This is a genomic window from Clostridiales bacterium FE2011 (genome assembly GCA_017569305.1).
GTDB lineage: Bacteria > Bacillota > Clostridia > Christensenellales > Aristaeellaceae > Aristaeella.
Map to the genome: position 1 here is coordinate 859493 of CP069418.1, position 21239 is coordinate 880731.

The window sequence follows — 21239 nt, forward strand, 5'->3', positions numbered from 1 at the left end:
TATTCATTGTTAATTGTTTAGGCAGGTGCTTTCATGAACATTCTTGTTATTAACGGACCAAACCTTAACATGCTGGGCATCCGTGAACCGGAGATCTACGGCAAAGCCACCTATGCGGATCTTTGCCGTCTCATTGAGGAACATGCCGCTCAGCTGGGGATTGATGTCACCCTGTACCAGTCCAATCATGAAGGGGATCTGGTGGATGCCATCCAGCAGGCGTACGGCAAAGCCGACGGCATTGTGATCAATCCCGGTGCCTATACCCATACCAGCATCGCCATTCTGGACGCGCTGAAGGCAGTGGCTCTTCCCGCGGTGGAAGTCCACATCTCCGATCCGGATACCCGTGATGAATTCCGGAAAATCAGCTATGTCCGTGCCGCCTGCGCGAAGACCATCAAAGGCCATGGTTTCAATGGCTATCTGGAAGCCATGGATTATCTCACAGGAGTTGACCAATGAGAGCAATCATTCAACCCGGCACAGCCCGGGGCTCTGTGGCGGCACCGCCTTCCAAATCCATGGCTCACCGCCTGCTGATCTGTGCCGCCCTGGCAGAAGGAGAAAGCACAGTGCGGGGCGTGGATCCCAGCCAGGATATTCTCGCCACGGCGGACTGCCTGACCGCGTTGGGGGCTTCCCTCTCCTGGGAGGGGAATACCGTCCACGTCCGGGGCTGCGATCCCCGGAAGGCTGTTTCCGCGACACTTTGCTGCCGGGAATCCGGCAGCACCCTGCGTTTTATGATTCCCCTGTGTCTCCTTTCCGGTCAGCCCATGCGGCTGGAAGGCAGCGAAACGCTTCTGTCCCGGCCGCTTTCTGTCTATGAAGACCTGTGCAGGGAGCAGGGGCTCCGCCTGGAGCACAGCAAAGACGGACTCCTGGTACAAGGCCGCCTGACCGCCGGAGAGTATACCGTTTCCGGAAGCATCTCCAGCCAGTTCATTTCCGGCCTGCTTTTTGCCCTGCCCCTGCTTCCCGGTAACAGCAGGATCCGGCTCCTGCCTCCCGTGGAAAGCCGCTCCTATCTGTCCCTCACCCTGCAGGCCTTGCAGGATGCGGGTGTACAGGTATCCTGGGCGGATGAGTTCACCCTGGATATCGCCGGCAGCGCCGCTTTCCGTACCCAGGATACAGTTGTGGAGGGTGACTACTCCAACGCCGCTTTCTTTGAAGCCTTCAATTATGCCGGCGGGGATGTGACGGTGACCGGTCTCCGGGCGGACAGCCTGCAGGGAGACCGGGTATACCGGGATTATTTCAACGCTCTGGCCAAAGGATCCGCGGAGCTGGACCTGACCGACTGTCCGGATCTGGCGCCTGTGCTCTTTGTCACTGCCGCCCTTTGTCATGGTGCTGTTTTCACCGGCACACGCCGTCTTCGCTTCAAGGAAAGCGACCGTGGCGCTGTCATGGCGGAGGAAATGGCCAAATTCGGAATCTTCCTGGATATGGAGGAAAACCGGATCACCGTTCCGGCGGATACTTTCCACGCTCCGGCCGAATCGCTTGACAGCCATAATGATCACCGGATTGCCATGGCGTTGTCCCTGCTCTGCAGCCGCACCGGCGGGGAAATCCATTGCGCCGAAGCCGTCCGCAAGAGCTTCCCCGACTACTGGGACCGTCTCCGCTCCCTTGGTCTGAATATCACCCTTATGGATTAACCATTATTTTTTCATTCTTCATTCTTCATTTTTCATTTATTCCGGAGGATTCTATGTCAGTTTTCCACTCCTTACAGGAGGCTCGTGACTTCTTCAGCAAAGATCTTTTTGCCACATCCAATAACATGACCCTGGACGCCCTCACGGAAGACGGCGCTGTCTGCGGCATGGAGATCACCGAGCGGCACATGAACGCCGCAGGCGGCCTCATGGGCGGTGCGATTCTTGCCCTGGCAGATTTCACCTTTGCCGCCGCGTCCAACAATGCCCATCGTCCCACGGTTGCCCAGCAGGTCAGTCTGAATTTCCTCAATGCCAGCAAGGGAAAACACCTGACTTCCACCGCCGCATGCCTGAAGAACGGCCGCACTTCCTGCGTCTATGTCATCAGCATAAAAGATGACCTGGGCAAGGATATTGCCCAGGCCACATTTACAGGCTTTAAGCTCTGAGATTATTTGATCGTTTCCAGCTGCTTCAGGATGCCGCCGGCTTTCAGTGCCGGACGGACCGCATGGAAGAAGATCGGAGCCGTCACCACCGCAAAGGCTGCATTAATCAGCGAAGGAATCAGTTTGGCCACCATAATGCCTGGAATTGTATCCACCGGCACCGGTTCCACATACAGTTTGAACAGCCAGGTCTTCAGCATATACAGCGCCACATAGGTCAGCGCGCCCAGCACGCAGGAAATGATGAGCGGAAGGAGATTTTCCTTCCAGCTTTTTTCTTCTTTCTTCAGCACCCATTTCTGATAAAGGATGCCCGTCACCCAGGCCATGGCAAACTTGCTGACAAAGGTGATCAGTGCGTCAAAAAAGCTGTATCCTCCCAGCAGCACGTCATAGATTGCGGAACCCAGTCCGGCCGCCGTACCGCCCCACACTGGTCCAAGCAGCAGGCCGCTCAGCAGGCACATGGAGTTTGCAAAATGGACCTTGCTCTGGCCCAGGGGAATCCGGAATGTGGTAATCACGCAGATAATGGCGGCCATTACACCGGCAAAAACGATCCGGGTGATCAGCGCGTTGCTGTTTTTTTCGCCTGCTGTATTGCTCATGATAAGAACCCCTTTCAGAACCCTTGACTTTGGATGCAAAGGAGTATATGCTTTGCTTGGCCATATGAAAAGTGCCAGAAATGGAGAATTTTATAAGACCAGATGAGTGTGAAAAAGCCAGCTTACCTGACCCTGTATGAGTCTCTTCGGGAGGAGATTATTTCAGGCATCCGCCCTTTCGGCAGCCGTCTGCCTTCCCGCCGCATCCTCGCCCGGGATCGGGGCGTCAGCGCCATCACCGCAGAGCACAGCATTGAGCTCCTGTGCGAGGAAGGATATGCTGAATCCCGTCCCCGCAGCGGCTGCTATGTCATTTACCGGGAAACAGACGGATTCACCCTTCCTTCAGTCCGCCAGGAACACCGGATTTCTGCCGTGCCTCCCGCGCCGGACCGGGATACCTTTCCCTTTCCCGCGCTGGCCCGGGTCATGCGCCGGGTGCTGACCGAGTACGGTGAGGAAATCATGGTCCGTTCTCCCAATGCCGGCTGTCCCATCCTGCGGGAAGCTTTATGCAGTTATCTTGCCCGAAACCGGGGAATCCGCGTACAGCCGGACCAGATTATCATCGGTGCCGGAGCGGAATACCTTTACGGTCTTGCGGTGGAACTGCTGGGCAGCGACAGGATCTTTGGTATCGAAGCACCGTCCTATCAGAAGATCGAACAGGTTTACCGCTCCCGGAATGTGCAGGTAGACTTCTGCCCGCTGGGAAAAGACGGTATTCTCTCTGAAGCGCTTCAGTCCACAAAAGCCTCCGTGCTTCATATCACTCCCTTCCGGAGTTTCCCCAGCGGCGTTACCGCGACCGCTTCCAAGCGCCGGGAATACCTGCGCTGGGCGTCGGAACCGGATCGGTACATCGTGGAGGATGACTATGAATCAGAGTTTTCCCTGCTTCGCAAGCCGGAGGAGACGCTTTTTGCAGGCACCACCCGCCAGAATGTCATCTATCTGAACACCTTCTCCCGCACTGTATCTCCGTCTTTCCGTGTGGGATACATGGTACTCCCCCGAGCCTTGCTCCCGGTCTTTGAACTCCGTGTCGGCTTTTACAGCTGCACTGTCCCCACTTATGAGCAGTATGTACTGGCGGAGCTGATCAGCGGCGGAGACTTTGAACGGCATATCAACCGGATTCGCCGCGGCGAGCGCAAAGCCGCCGGAAACTGAAAAGCGGGAACGGATTTCACTCCGTTCCCGCTTTCTTTTCAACCGTTTTCACTCTTCCGCGCCGTAGGTACACAGGGCGCCCACGTCCAGCTCCGCAATATTCAGGATCGTCACATTTCCCTGCAGGTCTTCATACAGGTACACGATCGTATAATACGGTTCCGCACCCGGATACACAACCGTGGCCTGGCACAGGAAAGCATGGTTGGTTCCCGCCACCACCTGGGATCCCAGATAAGCGACCGGTGTATATCTGACGCCCACCAGTCCTTCAAGTCCCTTGTCAAACACCGCCTGCAGTTCCTCCGTTACAGCAGGATCCGCGGAGGGAGTCCAGCCGCCGGACAGAGGGCCGTCCTCCGCGGCAGCGATACTCATCAGCATCAGCAGGGCAGCCAGCACAGCAAAAAGCTTTTTCATGATCTTGTTTCCTTCCTTTCGGCCGTTTTTCCGGTCTCATCTATTGATACGCAAAAAAGAGTGTCGTGGGGGTCGTTCAAATGTTTTTCTCTCTTGTTTTATTGTATTTTTCTTTTGAAAAGAACGCAAGGATTAAATTGACGATGGGTTTTCGGAACTATATAATGGATGCGACAAATGAATAGCCGGTGTATCTGCGCAGCGATGCGCGGCGCCGCTTCTCAGGAAGCGCGTCATAGGAACACGGATGAGAGTTCCGGGCTATCCCAGTAACCGTGAAGCTGACGAAAGCACGTTATGAAGCCACTGCGGCCCCAGGCCGCGGGAAGGTGTGCAAGTAGAATGAAGCCAAGCCGGGAGACTTGTTTACACCGTGAAAAAATCATTCCCCTGGGGGTGGGATATGCTATAAAACTTGCGGACAATCCGTCTGCGGGTTTTGTTGGCGTGCCTCGGGGAGGGACGCTTTTCTTTTGCTTCCTCCCGCTGATTCATTTGATCAATGTTGAGGAGGAACTGAAAATGTCCAAAAAACTTGTTTCCCTTTTCCTTGCCATGCTGATGGTTTTCAGCATGACATCCGTTCTGGCTGATGATGCCGCGGTCACAGTTACGGATATGTACGGCCGTGAAATCACCCTGGCGGAGCCTGCCACCCGGATTGTGGCCCTGCAGCCTTCCGACTGTGAAATCCTGTGCGCGATCGGCTGTGAGGAAGCCCTGGTGGGCATCGGACAGTACTGCGATTACCCCGCTTCCATCACGGATCTGCCCAAGGTTCAGTCCGGCAAGGAAACCAATATTGAGGAAATCCTGAACCTGAATCCCCAGGTCGTCCTGATGAACGACATGAGCCAGTCCGAGGATCAGGTGAAGCAGCTGGAAGATAACGGCGTGAAGGTCGTCATCAGCACCACCTCCGACATCGCCAGCATCTACACTGCCATCCGCATGATCGGTACCCTGATGGGCAAGGATGAAAATGCGGAAGCGCTGATTGCTGACATCCAGGCCACCTGCGATGAAATCAGGGCTAAGACCGAAGGCAATGAAAAGAGCGTCTATTTTGAGATCTCTCCGCCTCCGTATCTGTACTCCTGCGGCAGCACCAGCTTCACTCATGAACTGGCTGAAATCTGCGGCCTGAAAAACATCTTCGGCGACCAGGCGGATCCCTGGCTGATGATCAGTGATGAGCAGGTCATCGAGCGCAACCCGGACTATATCATCCTGATGAACGGTATGGGTGCCGAAGGCATCGATGAGATCATTGCCCGTGACGGCTGGGGAGACATCACCGCCATCAAGGACAAGAACATCTATTACGATGGAACCAGCATGATGACCCGTCCCGGCCCGCGCCTGAAGGACGCTGTCATCGAACTGTATAATTTTGTCTATGGTGATGAAGCCGAAGAAGTTCCGGCTGCTTAATTCCGCTTATTCCGGGGGAACCGGACCGTTTCCGGTTCCCCTTTCCTGTTAATGAGGTTGCTATGCAGAAATCGCGGCTGCTCCTGCGGGAGCGTTTCTCACCCGTCACCTATCTGTTCCTGTCCATAGTGCTGTTCCTGACCATGGTTCTGTGTATCTGCGTCGGCAGTGTCAGGATCACTTTTTCCGATACCGTTACAGCGGTATGGAATGCCGTCTGGGGGCTGCCGATTCCCCAGAACATCGCCAAAAACATCATACTGAATGTCCGACTGCCCCGCGTGCTGTGCGTTACGCTGGCCGGGGCGTCTTTATCCATATGCGGTGCCGCCATGCAGGGGTTGCTGCGCAATCCCCTTGCGGATGGATCCACCATGGGTGTCTCCTCCGGTGCGGCCCTCGGGGCAATCATCGCCATTGTCATCGGATTCACCATTCCCGGCTCCGCCTACGGTGGCACTATGATCATGGCTATGGCTTTTGCCTTTGGCTCACTGATCCTGATTCTTTCCCTTGCTTATGCCCTGGACCGGTCGCTGAGCACCAGCAGCATCATCCTGATCGGCGTCATCTTTACCATGTTCATTTCCAGCATTATTTCGCTGCTGATTACCTTCTGCAGTGATCACACCCGCTCCCTGAGCTACTGGACGCTCGGTTCCTTTTCCGGGGTAAACTACGACCAGGTCAAACTGCTGTTCCTGGCATTGCTCCTGTGCGGCGGAGTCCTGTTCCGTTTCAGTCCGGAGCTGAATGCCTTTGCCATCAGCGAAGACAATGCGCGGCATATCGGTGTGAACGTGAAGCGGGTGAAACTGATTATCATGATCACTGTTTCCGTACTCATCGGTGTTTGTGTGTCCATTTCCGGAACCGTCAGCTTCGTCGGTCTGGTTATGCCGCATATTGCCCGGATGCTGGTCGGGCCGAATCATAAGCGCCTGCTTCCGGCTTCCCTTTTCTCCGGTGCCATTTTCCTGCTTCTGGCGGATCTGGTCGCCCGCACCCTGCTCAGTCCCATTGAGCTGTCCATCGGTGTGGTCACGTCCATGGTCGGAGCCGTCGCGTTTGTAATCATATTCAATAAGACAAGAAAGGCCAGGTGACCGGAATGCTGCAGGGAGAACATATCACCGTCCGCTACGGCAGCTTCACGGTTGTCGAGGATCTTTCCTTCCGCCTGGAAGAAGGGCAGTGGCTCATGCTGGCCGGACCGAACGGTGCCGGCAAATCCACCCTGATCGAGACCATCGCCCAGGGCGCTCCCTACACCGGATCCATCCGGTGGAAGGGTGAGGATATCCGCAGCCTGAAGCCGTCAGAACTGGCACAGAAAATCGGCGTACTGGCACAAAAAAACAATGTAGGCTATGCCTACACTGTCGAGGAAGTTGTCGGTCTGGGCCGTTATGCCTACAAATCCGGCCTGTTTTCCGGCCGGGATGACGACGGAAAAGCCGAGGTGGAAAAAGCACTGGAAATCACAGGGCTCTCAGAGCTCCGTCACGCCAGCATGCTGACGCTTTCCGGCGGCGAGATGCAGCGCGTCTTCCTTGCCCAGGTATTTGCCCAGAATCCGCAGGTGCTGATCCTGGATGAGCCCGCCAATCACCTGGACCTGAAATACCAGCAGCATATCTTTTCCCTGATCCGGGAGTGGCTGAAGAAACCCGGACGGGCTGTCCTGTCCGTCGTTCATGACCTGAGCCTGGCCCGCCGCTACGGCACCCACGCTGTCCTGCTGGATCACGGGAAAACTGTGTCACAGGGGCTGATCGCCGACGTCATGACCCCCGAAAACCTCAAGCAGGTATACGGGATGGACGTCTATGCCTGGATGCGGGAAATGCTGTCCCAGTGGCAGGAACCCTCACAGCCCGATGCCGGTATATGATCCGTCTTCTTTCAGGATATAGCCGCAGCCGTTTTTGACCTGGAAATCATAGTAGTTTCCCCGAGGCTTCCCCATCGCTTCCATAATGGACATGATCGTGCCCCCGTGCACAATCAGGGCACAGTCTTCATCGCCCGCGTCCTGCCGGATGGACTGAAAAGCCGCAAAGCTGCGGGCTGCAAACTCTGCCCTGCTTTCACCATCCGGAAAAGGCAGTTCCCCGCCGGAATCAATCCAGGCCTGGTAATCTGCCCGTCCGTTCAGTTCTTCATAGTTCTTATACTCAAATTCGCCGAAATCGCATTCCCGGAAATCCGGAATGATTTCGGCTTTTATTGTGGGATAAAGAATCGCCGCCGTCTCCAGGCACCGGCGCATAGGACTGGTATAGACCTTCTGAACATCGGGATACGTTCCCTCTTTCAGCTTAGCGATGCCCGCCTCGCAAAGCGGTTCATCCGTCCGGCAGCCCACGTAGCGTCTTTCCGTATTTCCCTGTGTCATCCCATGTCTGATCAGGATCCAGTTCATTTGATCCGCACCCCGATTCCGCATATGCACCTGGTAACCTGTTCCGCGTTCCGGGCAATCACGCACAGGACACGCCCCACAGCTTCCCGGAAAGTCCGGTCTTCTGCCGCCATGGGTACCACGCCGGATCCCACTTCATCGGAAACAACCACTGCCTCTGGATGTTCCCTGCAGAACTGTTCTGCGAACGCCAATGCTTCTTCTCCTTTTTTCAGAACCGCTTCCCGGATGGTTTCATGAAACCTTTCAAAGATCTGAACGTCAGGATTCTCCTGCCGGGCCAGTTCATCCTGTCCCTGGTATGCTCCGCCTATATACAGTTTCAAAGCAGCCTTCCTCCAATCACAATCACGGCAGTCAGCACCAGTTCTGTCACCTGCAGGAACCATCCTGCCAGATCGCCCGTCACGCCGCCGAACTGCCGGTAAGCCATGCGCCTGTACCCCAGGACACAAAGCACCGCCGCAGCCGCGCAAAACACTGCGATCCAGCCGCCCGTCAGCGCCCAGATAACCAGGCAGATCAGGGCATATATCCCGCCGCTGACCGACACCATCCTGATTCGGGTAACCCTGGAAAAATCGTCCAGCATTCCCTGTTCCCTGGCGCCCTTCATCACAGCCAGCGCCCATGCGCTGAGCGCCCTGGACAGAACAAAGACACAGATCAGGCCGGGGCCCGCCGATGCGAATACCTCACTGTACAGGGCAGCCGAAAGCAGCAGATAACCTGCGCAGGCCATCACTGCGAAAGCTCCCGTATGGCTGTCTTTCAGGATCTCCAGGCGCTTTTCCGCCGGTTGCCAGGACGCCAGCGCGTCCACGGTATCCATAAAGCCGTCCATATGGATGCCCCCGGTAATCACCAGCGGCACAAGCGCTGCCACCGCGCCCCGGAGAAACAGATCTATTTCGAAATGATCACACAATGCCAGCCATCCCCACAGCACCAGGCCTGTCACCAGCCCGACCAGGGGAAAGAAACACATACTGTACCGCCGGTTTTCCTCTGTCCATTCCACCTGCGGAACCGGAATCCGTGAATAGGTGGAGAAAGCGATCAGCAGGGATCGGATCAAACGCATGGTAATTCTCCTTTCAGGGAAACAGGAATGGAATAAACCACTTCAACCACGCAGTCGGCCATTTCCGCCGCCTGCCGGTTAATCTCTGCCAGGCACCGCAGGTATTCCTGTACGGAAGGTGAATACTCCGCGCCGTCCGAAAACAGGTCGTTGGTGACCATCACCAGATGACGGGACCGCGCAGCCAGCATCCGGAGTGCCGGAGCAATCCGTTCCGGATCACCTCCGTCAAACATCTCATTGGCTGTCAAATTCACCAGGTCTTCCAGCAGGACGGTGCCGCCGTCTTCAATCGGAGCTCCAGCCAGGTCCTTTTCACACTCAACTGTCCGGAATCCTTTGTCTGCCCGCTGCTTCCTGTGCCGTTCCACACGAAGTTCCGACTCCCTGTCGTATACCTGCATGGTCGCGATGTATACGCGTTTCTCTTCCGTCAAGGTCTGGATCAGTTTTTCCGCCCAGGTGGATTTCCCGCAGCCGCTGCCGCCGGTTACCAGAACAATCATGCTTTTCCCTCCTGCGGCGTATAAGCTTCCATTCCCAGGTTGCTGAAGGTATGGGGCCCGTTATATACCCGCAGCGCCATATCCAGCAGCGGTAGCAGCATCACGCCTCCTGTTCCTTCTCCCAGGGCTGTCTGCGCATGGATCACCGGTTTCATATCCAGGGTTTCCATAATCAGCCTGTCCGCCGGCTCCTTGCTCATCGTTCCCGGCAGGATGGACCGTATAACGTCGGGATTCATCCGCGCGGCTGCCAGGGCAGACGCTGCCGGGATCATGCCGTCCGGTATCGTCGGAATATGATATTTCAATCCGCCCAGATAGGCGCCGGCCATACCTGCCAGTTCAAATCCGCCTACCTTGGCCAGCACGTCCACCGGGTCATCCGCGTCAGGCCTGTTTACCTGAATGGCCTTCCGGATCGCGCTGATTTTCCTTTTCAGTCCGGCATCGGATAGTCCGGCGCCGCGGCCTGTCACTTCTTCGGGATCCATTCCCAGCAGCACGGCAGAAACCGCGCTGGCCGCAGTTGTATTGCCGATGCCCATTTCACCGATAACGGCAATCTGATATCCCTGCTCATGAAGCTCTTTCATCTGCTCCATACCGGCCCGGATTGCTTCCTCCGCCTGTGCCCGGGTCATGGCCGGCCCTTCCGTCATGTCAGCGGTTCCCCGGCCGGCATGCCGGTCCACAGTGCCCGGCACAGGTTTCAGCATGCCCATGTCTACAGCCAGCACGTCCGTATGAGCCTCTGCTGCCATCAGGTTGATGTTCCCGGTTCCTTCTCCGATCGCTTTAGCCACCAGTGCCGTTACGCTGCTGTCCGTCTGGCTGACGCCCTGCCGGACCACTCCGTGATCCCCGCAGAAAACCAGCGCGCACCGGTGGTCGATACACACGTTTTCCGTTCCCTGGATGCCCGCGATCCGGACAACCAGATCCTCCAGGAGTCCCAGGGAATGCAGCGGCTTTGCCACACTGTCCCAGCGCCTGCGGGCTTCTTCCTGTACGTTCATAGATTCTCTCCGTCCATCATCCGGACCACTTCTTTGATTTCATCAAACCGGGCTGTCACCTTCCCGTAATTATCCCTGATATGCGGGAAGACACAGTTGATACAGCTTTTGATGTTTTTGTCCGTGTAAACATAGTTTCCCCCACACTTCCTGCCCAGCGTATACAGGGGACAGTAGCAGAACAGGCAGTTGAATTCTTCTTCCGGCACTCCCTTATGGCAAGGAAAATACCGGCATTCCCTGTTCTGGAAAAAGTTGCTGCTGTTTTGGGTCTTTTCCATCTTCAGTCTCCTATTTCACTAATCCGGTCACTGCAGCAATCAGCATCATCAGTCCGCTGGTCACATAGAGAAGGCGGTTAACCTTTCCGATATCCTCTTCCTCCGCCGGCCGGTCATCATCGCCGATCGTCGGCTTCTCCACCGGTTTGCCGAAGTAGAGATGCGTTCCGCCCAGCTGAATATGCAGGGCGCCCGCCGCCGCGGCTTCGCTCCAGGCACTGTTGGGGCTCTTGTGATTGGCGTGATCCCTGTGGACGATGCGCAGGGCGTTTTTCGCATCCAGGCCGGTCAGCCGCGCGGCAAGAGCCATCAGCAGGGCGGTCAGCCGGGCCGGGAGATAGTTCAGGACGTCATCCAGTTTTGCGCTGCTCCAGCCGATATCCCGGTATTTCTCATCCATATATCCCACCATGGAATCCAGTGTATTCACCGCTTTATATCCCCACAGCAGCACCGGTCCGCCTATCAGCGCGTACAGGATCGGTGAAATGACCCCGTCCGTAGTATTCTCAGCCACCGTTTCAACCGTAGCTTTGATAATCTCTTCCTCGTTCAGGCCCTCCGTATCTCTTCCGACAATGCGGGCCACCTGTTTTCTGGCCGGACCGACCCCCAGTTTCAGGGCTTTTCCGACTCCCCTGGCTTCCTTTGCCATGCAGGTAACCGCAATACCCATCCAGTCCATCAGCGCCATGCCGATAAACAGCGGAACGTCTCCCCCCAGCTTAAGCAGCCACAGGATCAGGGCAGCTGCCGCCATGGTCAGCAATGTGGTGGAAACTGTCAGGATCAGGGCGCTGATCCGCAGGTTTCCGCCCCTTTCCCGGAGACGTTTTTCCGCAAAGGATATGTATTTCCCAATCAGCCGTACCGGATGATAAAGCCATTCCGGATCACCCAGCAGCAGATCCAGCAGATAACCGGCAATCAGCGCAGCAATACCCAGTTTCATTCTCTGTCCTCCCCGCGCATGATAGCATAGACCTTTTCCATATCCACACTGCTCCGCACAATGGCGGCAATCCGTTCAAATTCCTTTTCCCGGAATTCCTCAAAGCTGACCGGAATGCTTTCTTTATCGGTTTCTCCCCGCGCTTCACGGATCCGTGCGGCCATGGCGGCAAAAAGCTTTCCATCGTCAAATACGCCGTGCAGATAACTGCCCAGCACATTACCGCCCGCATTCATGATGCCGTCCGTTCCCTCCGCTGTCCGCAGCCAGGGTTGCGCACCTTTCCCAAGGATATTCTGTCCCGCGTGGATTTCATAGCCGTCCATGGAGGTTCCGTTGTACTTCTCCAGCCAGCCGGATGCACACTCCACTGTGCCGACCGCCTGTGTTGTCTGTTTTTCTTTTTCAAAAATGACGTCCATGTCCAGCAGTCCGAGTCCGGATGCCTCCGGTACTCCGGATTCCGTATGTTCCGGATCTTTCAGCTGGTTTCCGAGCATCTGGTATCCGCCACAGATGCCGAACACCATTCCCCCGCGGCGCGCATGCCGGATAATCGCCTGGTCCATTCCCCGGTTGCGCATGTCAATCAGGTCCTCAATGGTATTCTTCGTACCCGGAAGCACAACCAGGTCTGCCTTTTCCAGGTCTGCGGCGCTTTCCGCATAGCGCAGCCTGCAGCCCGGCTGCAGTGCCAGGGACTGGAAATCCGTAAAGTTGGAAATATGCCGCAGTTTCACCACGGCCACGTCAATGTCACCTTCGCCGCTCTGCCTGCGGAAGCGTTCCGTAACGCTGTCTTCGTCTTCCAGTTCCACATTCATCCACGGCACGACACCGATCACGGGAACATGGATCCTGTCCTCCAGCATACGGAGGCCCGGCTCCAGGATTTTGACGTCACCCCGGAACTTGTTGATGATGATTCCCCTGACGCGTTTCCTTTCCTCTTCTGTCAGCAGCATCACTGTTCCCAGCAGGGAAGCGAATACGCCTCCCAGGTCAATATCTCCTACCAGAATTACGGGAGCGTCGGCAGCCTCCGCCATGCTCATGTTGACAATATCGCCTTCCCGCAGGTTAATCTCTGCCGGGCTTCCCGCACCCTCGATAATCACATAATCGTTTTCCGCCTCCAGCGAATCATAGATTTCCTTGATTCTCTTGCGGAGCGCGGGCTTGTATTCATGATATTCCATCGCTGTCATGGTACCGATGGCTTTTCCTTCAACGATCACCTGGCTGCGCCGGTCGCTGGTTGGTTTCAGCAGCACAGGATTCATCCGCGCGTCCGGTTCCATGCCGGCGGCCTGCGCCTGTGTCACTTGTGCCCGGCCCATTTCCAGGCCTTTTTTTGTCACAAAGGAATTCAGGGACATATTCTGTGCTTTAAAGGGAGCCGCTTTCCATCCGTCCTGCTTCAGGATCCGGAGCAGCGCGCTGCAAAGCACGCTTTTCCCGACCGAGGAAGCTGTTCCTTGGATCATCAGGCATTTACCGTACATGCAGTATTTCCTCCAGTCCGGCAATCAGCCGTGTGTTGTCTTCCTCTGTTTTCACCGCCAGCCTCCAGAAGCTTCCCGGCAGTCCGAAGGATCCGCAGGTGCGGACCAGGATCTTCTTTTCCTTCAGTTTCTCTGCCGCGGCCGTCATGTCCCGTTGAAAATCAGCCAGCAGGAAATTTCCTTCCGAAGGATAAACTTCCGCGCCAAGCTTCTCCAGCTGTTCTCTGAACAGGCTTCTTCTTTTCCGATTCAGCTCGCACTCCGCCGCAATCTGTTCCCTGTGTCCGGGAAGCACTGCGGCGATTTCAGTTGCCGCCGCGTCCGGTGTCCAGGGAAGCATCTTCTGCCGGAATTTGTCAATGGTTTCCGGTTCCGCGCAAAGATAGCCGAGACGTATGCCGGGAGTACCGAGAATCTTGGAAAAGGATCCCAGGATAATCAATCCCGGACGCAGGTCCCTGCGCAGGCTGTATTCCGGACAGTATTCAATAAATGCTTCATCCACAGCCAGGCTTCCGCCGCCCGCTTCCGTTTCTGCCAGCAGCGCCAGCAGTGTTTCCTTTGTCCGGATCTCGCCTGTGGGGTTATTGGGATTGCACACAATCAATGTATCCCCCGGTTCACAGGCGCCCTCCCACACAGCCGTCTTTCGCCCATGGATTGCTGCCCGCGCGGTGTATTCTCCGAAGGTCGGAGGCTGTGTTAAAACCCGGCCGTCTGTCAACTGTACAACCAGATCGATGGCCGCTGCTCCGCCGGTAACGGGCAGGACACATTCATCAGGTACGCCCAGAAAAAGAGCGATCCCCTTGCATGCCCGCTTCATTTCAGGATCCGGGTAGTATCGTATATTGTCAAGGGATTGCCGAATTACTCCCGGAATCCATTCTGCCGGGCCTTCCGGCCTCAGGTTTGCGGAAAAATCAAGCCATTCAGACGGGTTCTCAGTGACCCACACATTGCCTCCGTGATTCACTGCCCGTCCCCCTTTATTGTATATGATCGGATTATGTCAGTATTTTACAATGGATAAACAGGCACGTCAATTTGCCGTACTGATCTGCCGCGACAGAAAACCCTTGACTTAAAGCTTACTCTAAGTTCTATCATGATTTCAGTGAGATCCTGAACCATATTGATCATATATACAGTCTGGAGGGAATACGATGTTTGGATTCAACTACTACACCCCCACCAAAGTAGTCTTCGGTAAAGAAACGGAGACACAGGTTGCTTCCCTGATTAAGGAATTTGGCGGAAAAAAGGTCCTGATTCATTACGGCGGCGGCAGTGTGATCCGTTCAGGCCTGATGAAGAAAGTAACAGATTCGCTTGACGCGGCCGGAATCCCCTATGTCATGCTCGGCGGTGCCGTACCGAATCCCCGCCTCTCTCTGGTATACGAAGGCATTGACCTGTGCAAAAAAGAAGGCGTTGATTTCCTGCTGGCCGTAGGCGGCGGAAGCACCATCGACTCTGCCAAAGCCATCGGTTACGGTGTCACCAACGAAGGGGACGTCTGGGACTTCTATGATTACAAGCGGAAAGCAACAGCCTGTCTGCCGCTGGGCGTCATCCTGACCCTCGCCGCCACCGGCAGCGAAATGAGCGACTCCTCTGTCATCACTAAGGAAGAAGGCCTGGTCAAGCGCGGCTACAGCAGCGATTACTGCCGTCCGAAATTTGCGATCATGAACCCGGAACTGACCATGACCCTTCCGGACTACCAGACCGCCTGTGGCTGCACCGATATCATGATGCACACCATGGAACGCTATTTCACCAACGGCGGAAACATGGAAATCACTGACGCCCTGGCCGAAGGTCTGATCCGCACCGTAATGAAGAACGCGGAAATCCTTGTTAAGGATCCGAAGAATTATGATGCCCGCGCTGAGGTCATGTGGGCCGGAAGCCTGTCCCATAACGGACTCACTGGCTGCGGCAATGACGGCGGCGACTGGATGACACATAAACTGGAGCATGAGCTGGGCGGCCTGTATGACGTGGCCCACGGTGCCGGACTGGCTGCCATCTGGGGAAGCTGGGCCCGGTACGTCTGCGGAAACTGCCTGCCCCGGTTTAAGCAGTTTGCCGTCAATGTCATGGGCGTCGAACCTGTCGGTTCAGATGAGGAGATCGCGCTGAAGGGTATTGAAGCCATGGAAGACTTTTACCGCCGGATTCATATGCCCACCAACCTGCGTGAACTCGGTGTCAACGCTACGGACGAGGATCTGGTCGAAATGGCTCATAAGTGCGCCGTGGGTGTAGGCGGCTCCATGGGTTCCGCCCGGCTGCTTTATGAAAAAGACATGCTGGAAATCTTCAAAGCCAGCAGATAATGAAAGGAAGACAGACGTGTATCAGGTTAAAGGAAAGTGGGCGCTGATAACCGGAGCCGCCCGTGGGATTGGTTATCTGACAGCCAGATTCATGGCGGAACAGGGTTGCAATCTGATCCTGCACAGCCGGAATCTCGCCCATACGGAAAAAATCCTGGATGAAGTCCGGGCATGCGGTGTTTCCGCGTATTCTGTTGCCGCAGATCTCAACGACCTCAGTGCTGTCAGAAGGATGCTGGATGAAATCGACGGTCTCGGCGTGGATGTGGACATTGTGCTGAATAACGCCGGTCTCCAGATCGCTTACCGGACTGATTACTGTGCCACACCGGCGGAAGACTATGAAATCAGTTTCCGTGTAAATACGATTGCTCCCGCATTAATCTGTTATCACTTCCTGCCCAGAATGATCAGCAGGGGAACCGGCCGCATCCTGAACACCACCAGCGGAATCGCCCTGGATGTCTGTCAGGCCGGCTATTCTGCCAGTAAAGCAGCCCTGGATAAGATCACCGTCGACCTGGGATCAAAGGTTGAAGGCACCGACGTCCTGATCAATCTGACCGATCCCGGCTGGTGCCGGACGGACCTGGGCGGACCGCAGGCACCGAACGCGCCGGAAAGCGCCATCCCGGGCATTGTAACCGGCGTCTTTGTCAACGACGGCAAATCCGGCCGGCATCTCGGCGCCCAGCACTTTGCCGGCATGACGCTGGAAGACGCGGTGAAAAAAGCCGAGGCTGAATTCGACAGTCCTTACGGAAAATAAGCCTGACAGAGGAGAAAACGGAATGGAAAGCAGAATGAATGTGCTGATGCTCAACGGAAGCCCGCGGACGAACGGCAATATCGCCCTGGCCTTTCAGGAGATGGAGCAGGTGTTCCGGGAGAACGGCATCGGCGTGGAAAACATCCAGCTGGGCAAGCAGGTCATCCGGGGCTGCATCGCCTGCGAATCCTGCCGGAAAACCCACAAATGCGTCTTTGACGATATTGTCAACAAGCTGGCCGAAAAGTTCGAAGCCGCGGACGGGCTGGTCATCGGTTCCCCGGTGTACTTCGGTTCCGCCAACGGCACCCTGATGTCCGCGCTGCAACGGCTGTTCTACAGCACCTCCTTCGACAAAAGCCTGAAGGTCGGCGCCAGCGTGGTCAGCGCCCGGCGTTCCGGCTGCACCGCCACCTTTGACGAGCTGAACAAGTTCTTCACGCTGGCCAATATGCCGGTGGCCACCAGCCAGTACTGGAACAACATCTACGGCTGGGAACCCGGCGAAGGCAAGGCGGACGCGGAAGGCCGCCAGGTGATGCGGGTGCTGGCCCGCAACATGGTTTTCCTCATGAAAAGCATTGCCCTCGGAAAACAGGAACTGCTCGTTCCCGGTTCCGAGGAGCAAAGGGTCTGGACCAACTTTTTCCGTTAAACAATAGAAAGGCTTTTTCAGCAGCAGGGGATCAGAACAGGTAGCGTCCTTTTCCGACCGTTCTGGACTTTCCGTTCAGGATGATTTCCGTCGGAACCGGGGTATCTATCTCGTATCTGATCCCCTGTTCCGTATGTTTCCAGGCGGAGCGGATCCGGCCGTGCACGGTGTCCAGCACCGCGCAAAGGCTGTTCAGCCGCGGATCCGGCTGCGGCGCGATCCGGGCCCGGGCATACCCCGGCTCCGCCGGCTGGATGCCGCAGGCCACCCCGAACACCCAGTCGGCCACGGAACCGTAGGCATAATGGTTATAGGAGTTCATATCATCCGACCAGAAGGAACCGTCCGGCTTGATGCCGTCCCAGTGTTCCCACATGGTCGTGGCGCCCTTTGAGATGGGATAAAGCCAGCCGGGATACTCCTTGCGCAGGAGCAGGGACCAGGCGATATCCGCATGGCCGTACCGGCTCAGCTCATGCAGCAGGTACGGGGTGCCGACCAGGCCGGTCTGCAGCTTCATGCCGCAGTCCCTGACCTGCTCCGCCAGGCTGTCCGAGAGCGCCTGCGGATCCTCCGCCAGGTTGAAATGCAACGTGAGCACCTTTTCCGTCTGGGTGTTCAGGCGGCCGCCGAACCGTTCCCGGTATGCGCGGACAATCTGTTCATGCAGCTCCTCATATTCGCTCACGTCCCGCCCCAGCAGCCGGCCGGTCCGGATGACGATAGCCACCGAGTTGGCATAGAACGCGCTGCAGACCAGGTCGTCGTCGCTGTAGCCGCGTTTGGAATCCTCCATATCCTTGGGCTGGTAATCCTCCGGCGCGTCCAGCGCCAGCCAGTCGCCGTAGGTCCAGACGCCGGTACACAGGTCTTTGGCGGTGGAAACCGTGGGGATATAGGCAATCCATTTTTCCATGGCGTTATACATATCCGCCAGGAAGGAAACCTCCCCGTAGGTCTGGTACAGCTGCCAGGGAATAATGGTCACCGCGTCGGACCAGGCGCTGCCGCCGGGCTTGTAGGCCGTCAGGCTGGGCACCACGTCCGGCACCCACCCGTTCTCATGCTGCGCGGCCCGCACGTCCGCCAGCCATTTGCGGAAGAACTGCCGCACGTCATACTGCAGGGTGGCCGCCCGGCAGAAAATCTGGCTGTCGCCTGTCCAGCCGTACCGTTCGTCCCGCTGGGGACAGTCCGTCGGGATATCCAGGTAATTGCCCTTCTGGCTCCAGAGGATATTGCTGAACAGCTGGTTCAGCGTCGGGTCGCTGCTGTCCAGCCAGCCGGTACGCTTCATTTCCGAGTGAAGCACCACCGCATGGATCTGATCGGCGTCAAACCCTTCCGGGGCTTCATCAATCCGCAGATACCGGAAGCCGAAGAAGGTAAACCGGGGTTTATAGCTCTGGTATCCTTCCCGGCAGATATAATGCAGCTGGCTGCGGGCGGAACGGTAATTGGCGGTATAGAAATTGCCGTCCCTGTCCAGCACCTCCGCCGTGGATATAGACAGTTTTTCCCCGGCACGGGCGTCCAGCTCAAAGGCCATATACCCGGTCAGATTCTGGCCGAAGTCAATGACCCATTCTCCCTTCGGCGTCCGGAAAGAGGAGCGGGGATACACAATCTCCTGCTCATGAACCTCCGGCCCCTCCTGCGGAATCAGGATGGATTTCGGATAATCGCAGACCTGCGCGGGGCGGAACGCCGGCACACGGGTCATATCAACATCTTCGCCGATGAAGATGCCGCTGAGCGTGACGGTACTTTCGGAAACCTCCCATGCCTCGTCGGTGAGGATAACGGTCTCCTCGCCGTCCTCCGTCACCACCCGCAGGGCGGCGATCAGCATGGCCGGAAGGAACTCATCCGGATTGTGCGTCCCGGTCCAGGGCGCGTTTGTCCGGCGGTACCAGCCGTTGGCCACGGTGATCTCCAGCGTGTTTTCCCGCGCCAGCAGATCCCGGATATCATAGGCCTGGACCTGCAGGCGCTTGCGGTATTCCGTCCAGCCGGGCGCCAGGATGAAGTTCCCCACCCGTTTCCCGTTCAGCACAGCCTCATAGACGCCGTCACAGGTCACTTCCAGCGTTGCGGAGCAGATGGGCCGGCCGCAGGAAAAACGTCTGCGGAACACCGGCACCACGGTGGACGCCGCGTCTTTCATGGTAATCCAGGATGCGTTCTGAATCAGCATAATGATCCCCCTGTTGTCCTGCATAGGATATTCATTTTCTTCTGTCCATGATTTTACAGGTTAAAGCAAGCTCTAAGTCAAGGGGCCTTTTCCCGCAGAAAACACTTGACGAAACGCCCGGGAAATGATTTATCATGATGGAAAGAGCTTCGGCAAGAAAGCGGGAAGAGGAAAAAAGATGAGAATCCTGAACTTCGGTTCCCTGAACCTGGACTACGTATATCAGGTGGATCATTTTGTGCAGCCCGGCGAAACCCTGTCCGCCCTGTCCCGGGCGGTCAAGGCCGGCGGAAAAGGCCTGAACCAGTCCGTCGCCCTGTCCCGGGCCGGCGCCGCGGTCTGCCATGCCGGCTGTTACGGCGCGGACGGCGCGGTGCTGAAAGACCTGCTGGAGGAAAACGGGGTGGATACGGCGTTCCTGCTTCCGGTTCCGGAAGCCCAGGGGCATACCGTCATCCAGGTCAGTCCGGAGGGGGAAAACTGCATCCTGCTTTACGGCGGGTCCAACCGGTGTATACCGGAAGAGCATATCCGCCGGGTTCTCGGCTCCTTCAGCCGGGGAGACTGGCTGGTCCTGCAGAATGAAATCAACGATCTTCCCCTGATCGTGGAGCTTGCCTCCGCGCGGGGCCTGCAGATCGTGCTGAATCCTTCGCCGTACAACCGGGCGCTGGACAGGGTGGACTTCGGGGTGCTGGACTGGCTGCTGGTAAATGAAATTGAAGCGGAACAGATTACCGGGGAAACGGAACCGGAAAAGGTCTGGGAAACGCTTCACCGGCAGTACGGCCGCCTGTCGCTGCTGCTCACCCTTGGAAAAGAGGGCAGCATGGCCTGGCGGGTCAAAGACGGTACAGTTGAAACCCACCGGGAAGCCGCCGTCAGCGTCCGGGCAGTGGACACCACCGCCGCCGGCGATACCTATACGGGATATTTTCTGGCCGGGCTGGCGGAGGGCCTGCCCCTGCAGGAATGCATGAAGCGGGCCAGCCGGGCCGCGGCGATATCCGTCACCCGTCCCGGCGCGGCGGAATCCATTCCCTGGAAAAAGGAACTGAACGAAAACAGATAAAGGAGAGAGCCGAAAATGAGTCAGAAACAGGCGGTAGAGGGCCTGTCCCATATTGCGATCCGCACCCGCGATATCCTGGAAAGCGTCCGGTATTACACGGAGACGCTCGGTCTGCCGGAAGCCTTCCGCATGCACGGGGAAGACGGTTCCCTGGCTACGGTATATATTTTCCTGGCGCCCGGGCAGTATCTGGAGCTGTTCGCCAACGGGCGGAAAGAAACAGCAGCTGATTCGGAGTCAATCGGCTTTTGCCATCTATGCCTGATGACCCATGATATCCAGCGTTCCTATGAAACCGTCCGGGCAAAGGGCGGGCCATTGGATTCGGAGATCCGCCGCGGCCTGTCCCGGTGTCTGATGTTCTGGACCCATGATCCGGACGGTACACAGATCGAAATTATGGAGATGCCGCCGGAATCCCTCCAGGCTCAGGCGGACAAACGTCTTTCCGGTTCAAAGGAGTAACTCAAGTCAAAAAACGCACAAAAAAAGCTCAGATCGTAATCACCACGATTCTGAGCTTTCCTTTTACGTGAATAAATCTTCCTGCTGTCCACGGTTTTCGTGACCGGGCTGAATTCCCAGGTAACACGCCGCTGACGGTTGAGTTCCTTCTGAGCTTTCTTGCTCATTTTGTCCTTAGGAACAAATCTGGCCATAGTAATCATCTCCCTT

General features: G+C 56.6%; 25 protein-coding genes and 1 riboswitch. Of the genes, 12 read left to right on the plus strand and 13 right to left on the minus strand.

What is annotated here, in order from left to right; genetic code table 11:
• Positions 1–33: 33 nt before the first annotated feature.
• Genes aroQ through JRC49_04125 form a run of 3 tightly spaced genes read left to right on the plus strand, consistent with a single transcriptional unit; the run spans position 34 to position 2122 of the window.
• Entirely contained in the window at positions 34–465 is a 432-nt protein-coding gene (gene aroQ / locus JRC49_04115) for a type II 3-dehydroquinate dehydratase (GenBank protein QTE72018.1), read from the plus strand.
• Positions 462–1670: a 3-phosphoshikimate 1-carboxyvinyltransferase gene (locus JRC49_04120; protein QTE72019.1), complete on the plus strand. Its 1209-nt coding sequence runs from the start codon at positions 462–464 to the stop codon at positions 1668–1670. Before aroQ ends, JRC49_04120 begins: the two co-directional genes overlap by 4 nt.
• Positions 1671–1723: 53 nt before the next feature.
• On the plus strand, positions 1724–2122 hold the full coding sequence (locus JRC49_04125; GenBank protein ID QTE72020.1) for a PaaI family thioesterase: 399 nt from the start codon (positions 1724–1726) through the stop codon (positions 2120–2122).
• 2 nt (positions 2123–2124) lie between these two features.
• On the opposite strand, the gene JRC49_04130 is transcribed toward JRC49_04125, so the two are convergent.
• On the minus strand, positions 2125–2730 hold the full coding sequence (locus JRC49_04130) for an ECF transporter S component (protein ID QTE72021.1): 606 nt from the start codon (positions 2728–2730) through the stop codon (positions 2125–2127).
• A 102-nt stretch (positions 2731–2832) separates the two neighbouring features.
• Between JRC49_04130 and JRC49_04135 the strand changes: the two genes are divergently transcribed.
• Positions 2833–3903 carry a PLP-dependent aminotransferase family protein gene (locus JRC49_04135; protein ID QTE72022.1) on the plus strand — a complete coding sequence of 357 codons (1071 nt, stop codon included), beginning with the start codon at positions 2833–2835 and terminating at the stop codon, positions 3901–3903.
• 48 nt (positions 3904–3951) lie between these two features.
• Here JRC49_04135 and JRC49_04140 read toward each other — a convergent pair whose 3' ends face one another.
• Positions 3952–4251, minus strand: coding sequence for a hypothetical protein (locus JRC49_04140; GenBank protein QTE72787.1), 300 nt, complete (start codon positions 4249–4251; stop codon positions 3952–3954).
• Positions 4252–4498: 247 nt separating this feature from the next.
• A riboswitch (cobalamin riboswitch) is annotated at positions 4499–4708 on the plus strand.
• 137 nt (positions 4709–4845) lie between these two features.
• Between JRC49_04140 and JRC49_04145 the strand changes: the two genes are divergently transcribed.
• The 3 genes from JRC49_04145 (at position 4846) to JRC49_04155 (ending at position 7651) form a co-directional block, all read left to right on the plus strand.
• On the plus strand, positions 4846–5757 hold the full coding sequence (locus JRC49_04145) for an ABC transporter substrate-binding protein (GenBank protein ID QTE72023.1): 912 nt from the start codon (positions 4846–4848) through the stop codon (positions 5755–5757).
• 62 nt (positions 5758–5819) lie between these two features.
• On the plus strand, positions 5820–6863 hold the full coding sequence (locus JRC49_04150) for an iron ABC transporter permease (GenBank protein QTE72024.1): 1044 nt from the start codon (positions 5820–5822) through the stop codon (positions 6861–6863).
• A gap of 5 nt (positions 6864–6868) precedes the next feature.
• Positions 6869–7651, plus strand: coding sequence for an ABC transporter ATP-binding protein (locus JRC49_04155; protein QTE72025.1), 783 nt, complete (start codon positions 6869–6871; stop codon positions 7649–7651).
• On the opposite strand, the gene JRC49_04160 is transcribed toward JRC49_04155, so the two are convergent.
• Genes JRC49_04160 through JRC49_04200 form a run of 9 tightly spaced genes read right to left on the minus strand, consistent with a single transcriptional unit; the run spans position 7628 to position 14502 of the window.
• A complete protein-coding gene (locus JRC49_04160) occupies positions 7628–8182 on the minus strand; it encodes a histidine phosphatase family protein (protein QTE72026.1) in 555 nt (184 codons plus the stop codon). The genes JRC49_04155 and JRC49_04160 overlap by 24 nt on opposite strands.
• Positions 8179–8508 carry a bifunctional adenosylcobinamide kinase/adenosylcobinamide-phosphate guanylyltransferase gene (locus JRC49_04165; protein ID QTE72027.1) on the minus strand — a complete coding sequence of 110 codons (330 nt, stop codon included), beginning with the start codon at positions 8506–8508 and terminating at the stop codon, positions 8179–8181. The genes JRC49_04160 and JRC49_04165 overlap by 4 nt, the downstream gene beginning before the upstream one ends.
• Positions 8505–9266 carry an adenosylcobinamide-GDP ribazoletransferase gene (locus tag JRC49_04170; protein QTE72028.1) on the minus strand — a complete coding sequence of 254 codons (762 nt, stop codon included), beginning with the start codon at positions 9264–9266 and terminating at the stop codon, positions 8505–8507. Before JRC49_04170 ends, JRC49_04165 begins: the two co-directional genes overlap by 4 nt.
• Positions 9257–9772 (minus strand): bifunctional adenosylcobinamide kinase/adenosylcobinamide-phosphate guanylyltransferase, encoded by a 516-nt coding sequence (locus JRC49_04175; GenBank protein ID QTE72029.1) that lies wholly within the window; start codon positions 9770–9772, stop codon positions 9257–9259. The genes JRC49_04170 and JRC49_04175 overlap by 10 nt, the downstream gene beginning before the upstream one ends.
• A complete protein-coding gene (gene cobT, locus JRC49_04180; GenBank protein ID QTE72030.1) occupies positions 9769–10788 on the minus strand; it encodes a nicotinate-nucleotide--dimethylbenzimidazole phosphoribosyltransferase in 1020 nt (339 codons plus the stop codon). Before cobT ends, JRC49_04175 begins: the two co-directional genes overlap by 4 nt.
• The gene (locus tag JRC49_04185) at positions 10785–11069 is read right to left on the minus strand and encodes a cysteine-rich small domain-containing protein (protein ID QTE72031.1); all 285 of its coding nucleotides are present in this window, start codon (positions 11067–11069) and stop codon (positions 10785–10787) included. Before JRC49_04185 ends, cobT begins: the two co-directional genes overlap by 4 nt.
• A gap of 10 nt (positions 11070–11079) precedes the next feature.
• Positions 11080–12021 (minus strand): cobalamin biosynthesis protein CobD, encoded by a 942-nt coding sequence (cobD, locus tag JRC49_04190; GenBank protein ID QTE72032.1) that lies wholly within the window; start codon positions 12019–12021, stop codon positions 11080–11082.
• The gene (locus JRC49_04195; GenBank protein ID QTE72033.1) at positions 12018–13508 is read right to left on the minus strand and encodes a cobyric acid synthase; all 1491 of its coding nucleotides are present in this window, start codon (positions 13506–13508) and stop codon (positions 12018–12020) included. Before JRC49_04195 ends, cobD begins: the two co-directional genes overlap by 4 nt.
• 7 nt (positions 13509–13515) lie before the next feature.
• Complete coding sequence (locus tag JRC49_04200; protein QTE72034.1) at positions 13516–14502, minus strand: histidinol-phosphate aminotransferase family protein; 987 nt, start codon at positions 14500–14502, stop codon at positions 13516–13518.
• 190 nt (positions 14503–14692) lie between these two features.
• Here JRC49_04200 and JRC49_04205 point away from each other — a divergent pair, with 190 nt between their 5' ends.
• Genes JRC49_04205 through JRC49_04215 form a run of 3 tightly spaced genes read left to right on the plus strand, consistent with a single transcriptional unit; the run spans position 14693 to position 17295 of the window.
• Entirely contained in the window at positions 14693–15871 is a 1179-nt protein-coding gene (locus tag JRC49_04205) for an iron-containing alcohol dehydrogenase (protein QTE72035.1), read from the plus strand.
• 16 nt (positions 15872–15887) lie between these two features.
• Positions 15888–16640: an SDR family oxidoreductase gene (locus tag JRC49_04210; GenBank protein ID QTE72036.1), complete on the plus strand. Its 753-nt coding sequence runs from the start codon at positions 15888–15890 to the stop codon at positions 16638–16640.
• Positions 16641–16662: 22 nt separating this feature from the next.
• On the plus strand, positions 16663–17295 hold the full coding sequence (locus JRC49_04215; GenBank protein ID QTE72037.1) for a flavodoxin family protein: 633 nt from the start codon (positions 16663–16665) through the stop codon (positions 17293–17295).
• A 31-nt stretch (positions 17296–17326) separates the two neighbouring features.
• Here the strand turns inward: JRC49_04215 and JRC49_04220 are convergent, their stop codons facing one another.
• Positions 17327–19492, minus strand: coding sequence for a family 78 glycoside hydrolase catalytic domain (locus tag JRC49_04220; GenBank protein QTE72038.1), 2166 nt, complete (start codon positions 19490–19492; stop codon positions 17327–17329).
• 178 nt (positions 19493–19670) lie between these two features.
• On the opposite strand from JRC49_04220, the gene JRC49_04225 reads away from it, so the two are divergent.
• Positions 19671–20564 (plus strand): ribokinase, encoded by an 894-nt coding sequence (locus JRC49_04225; GenBank protein QTE72788.1) that lies wholly within the window; start codon positions 19671–19673, stop codon positions 20562–20564.
• 15 nt (positions 20565–20579) lie between these two features.
• Positions 20580–21029 (plus strand): VOC family protein, encoded by a 450-nt coding sequence (locus tag JRC49_04230; protein QTE72039.1) that lies wholly within the window; start codon positions 20580–20582, stop codon positions 21027–21029.
• Here the strand turns inward: JRC49_04230 and JRC49_04235 are convergent.
• The gene (locus JRC49_04235) at positions 20993–21223 is read right to left on the minus strand and encodes a hypothetical protein (protein ID QTE72040.1); all 231 of its coding nucleotides are present in this window, start codon (positions 21221–21223) and stop codon (positions 20993–20995) included. The genes JRC49_04230 and JRC49_04235 overlap by 37 nt on opposite strands.
• Positions 21224–21239: the final 16 nt, after the last annotated feature.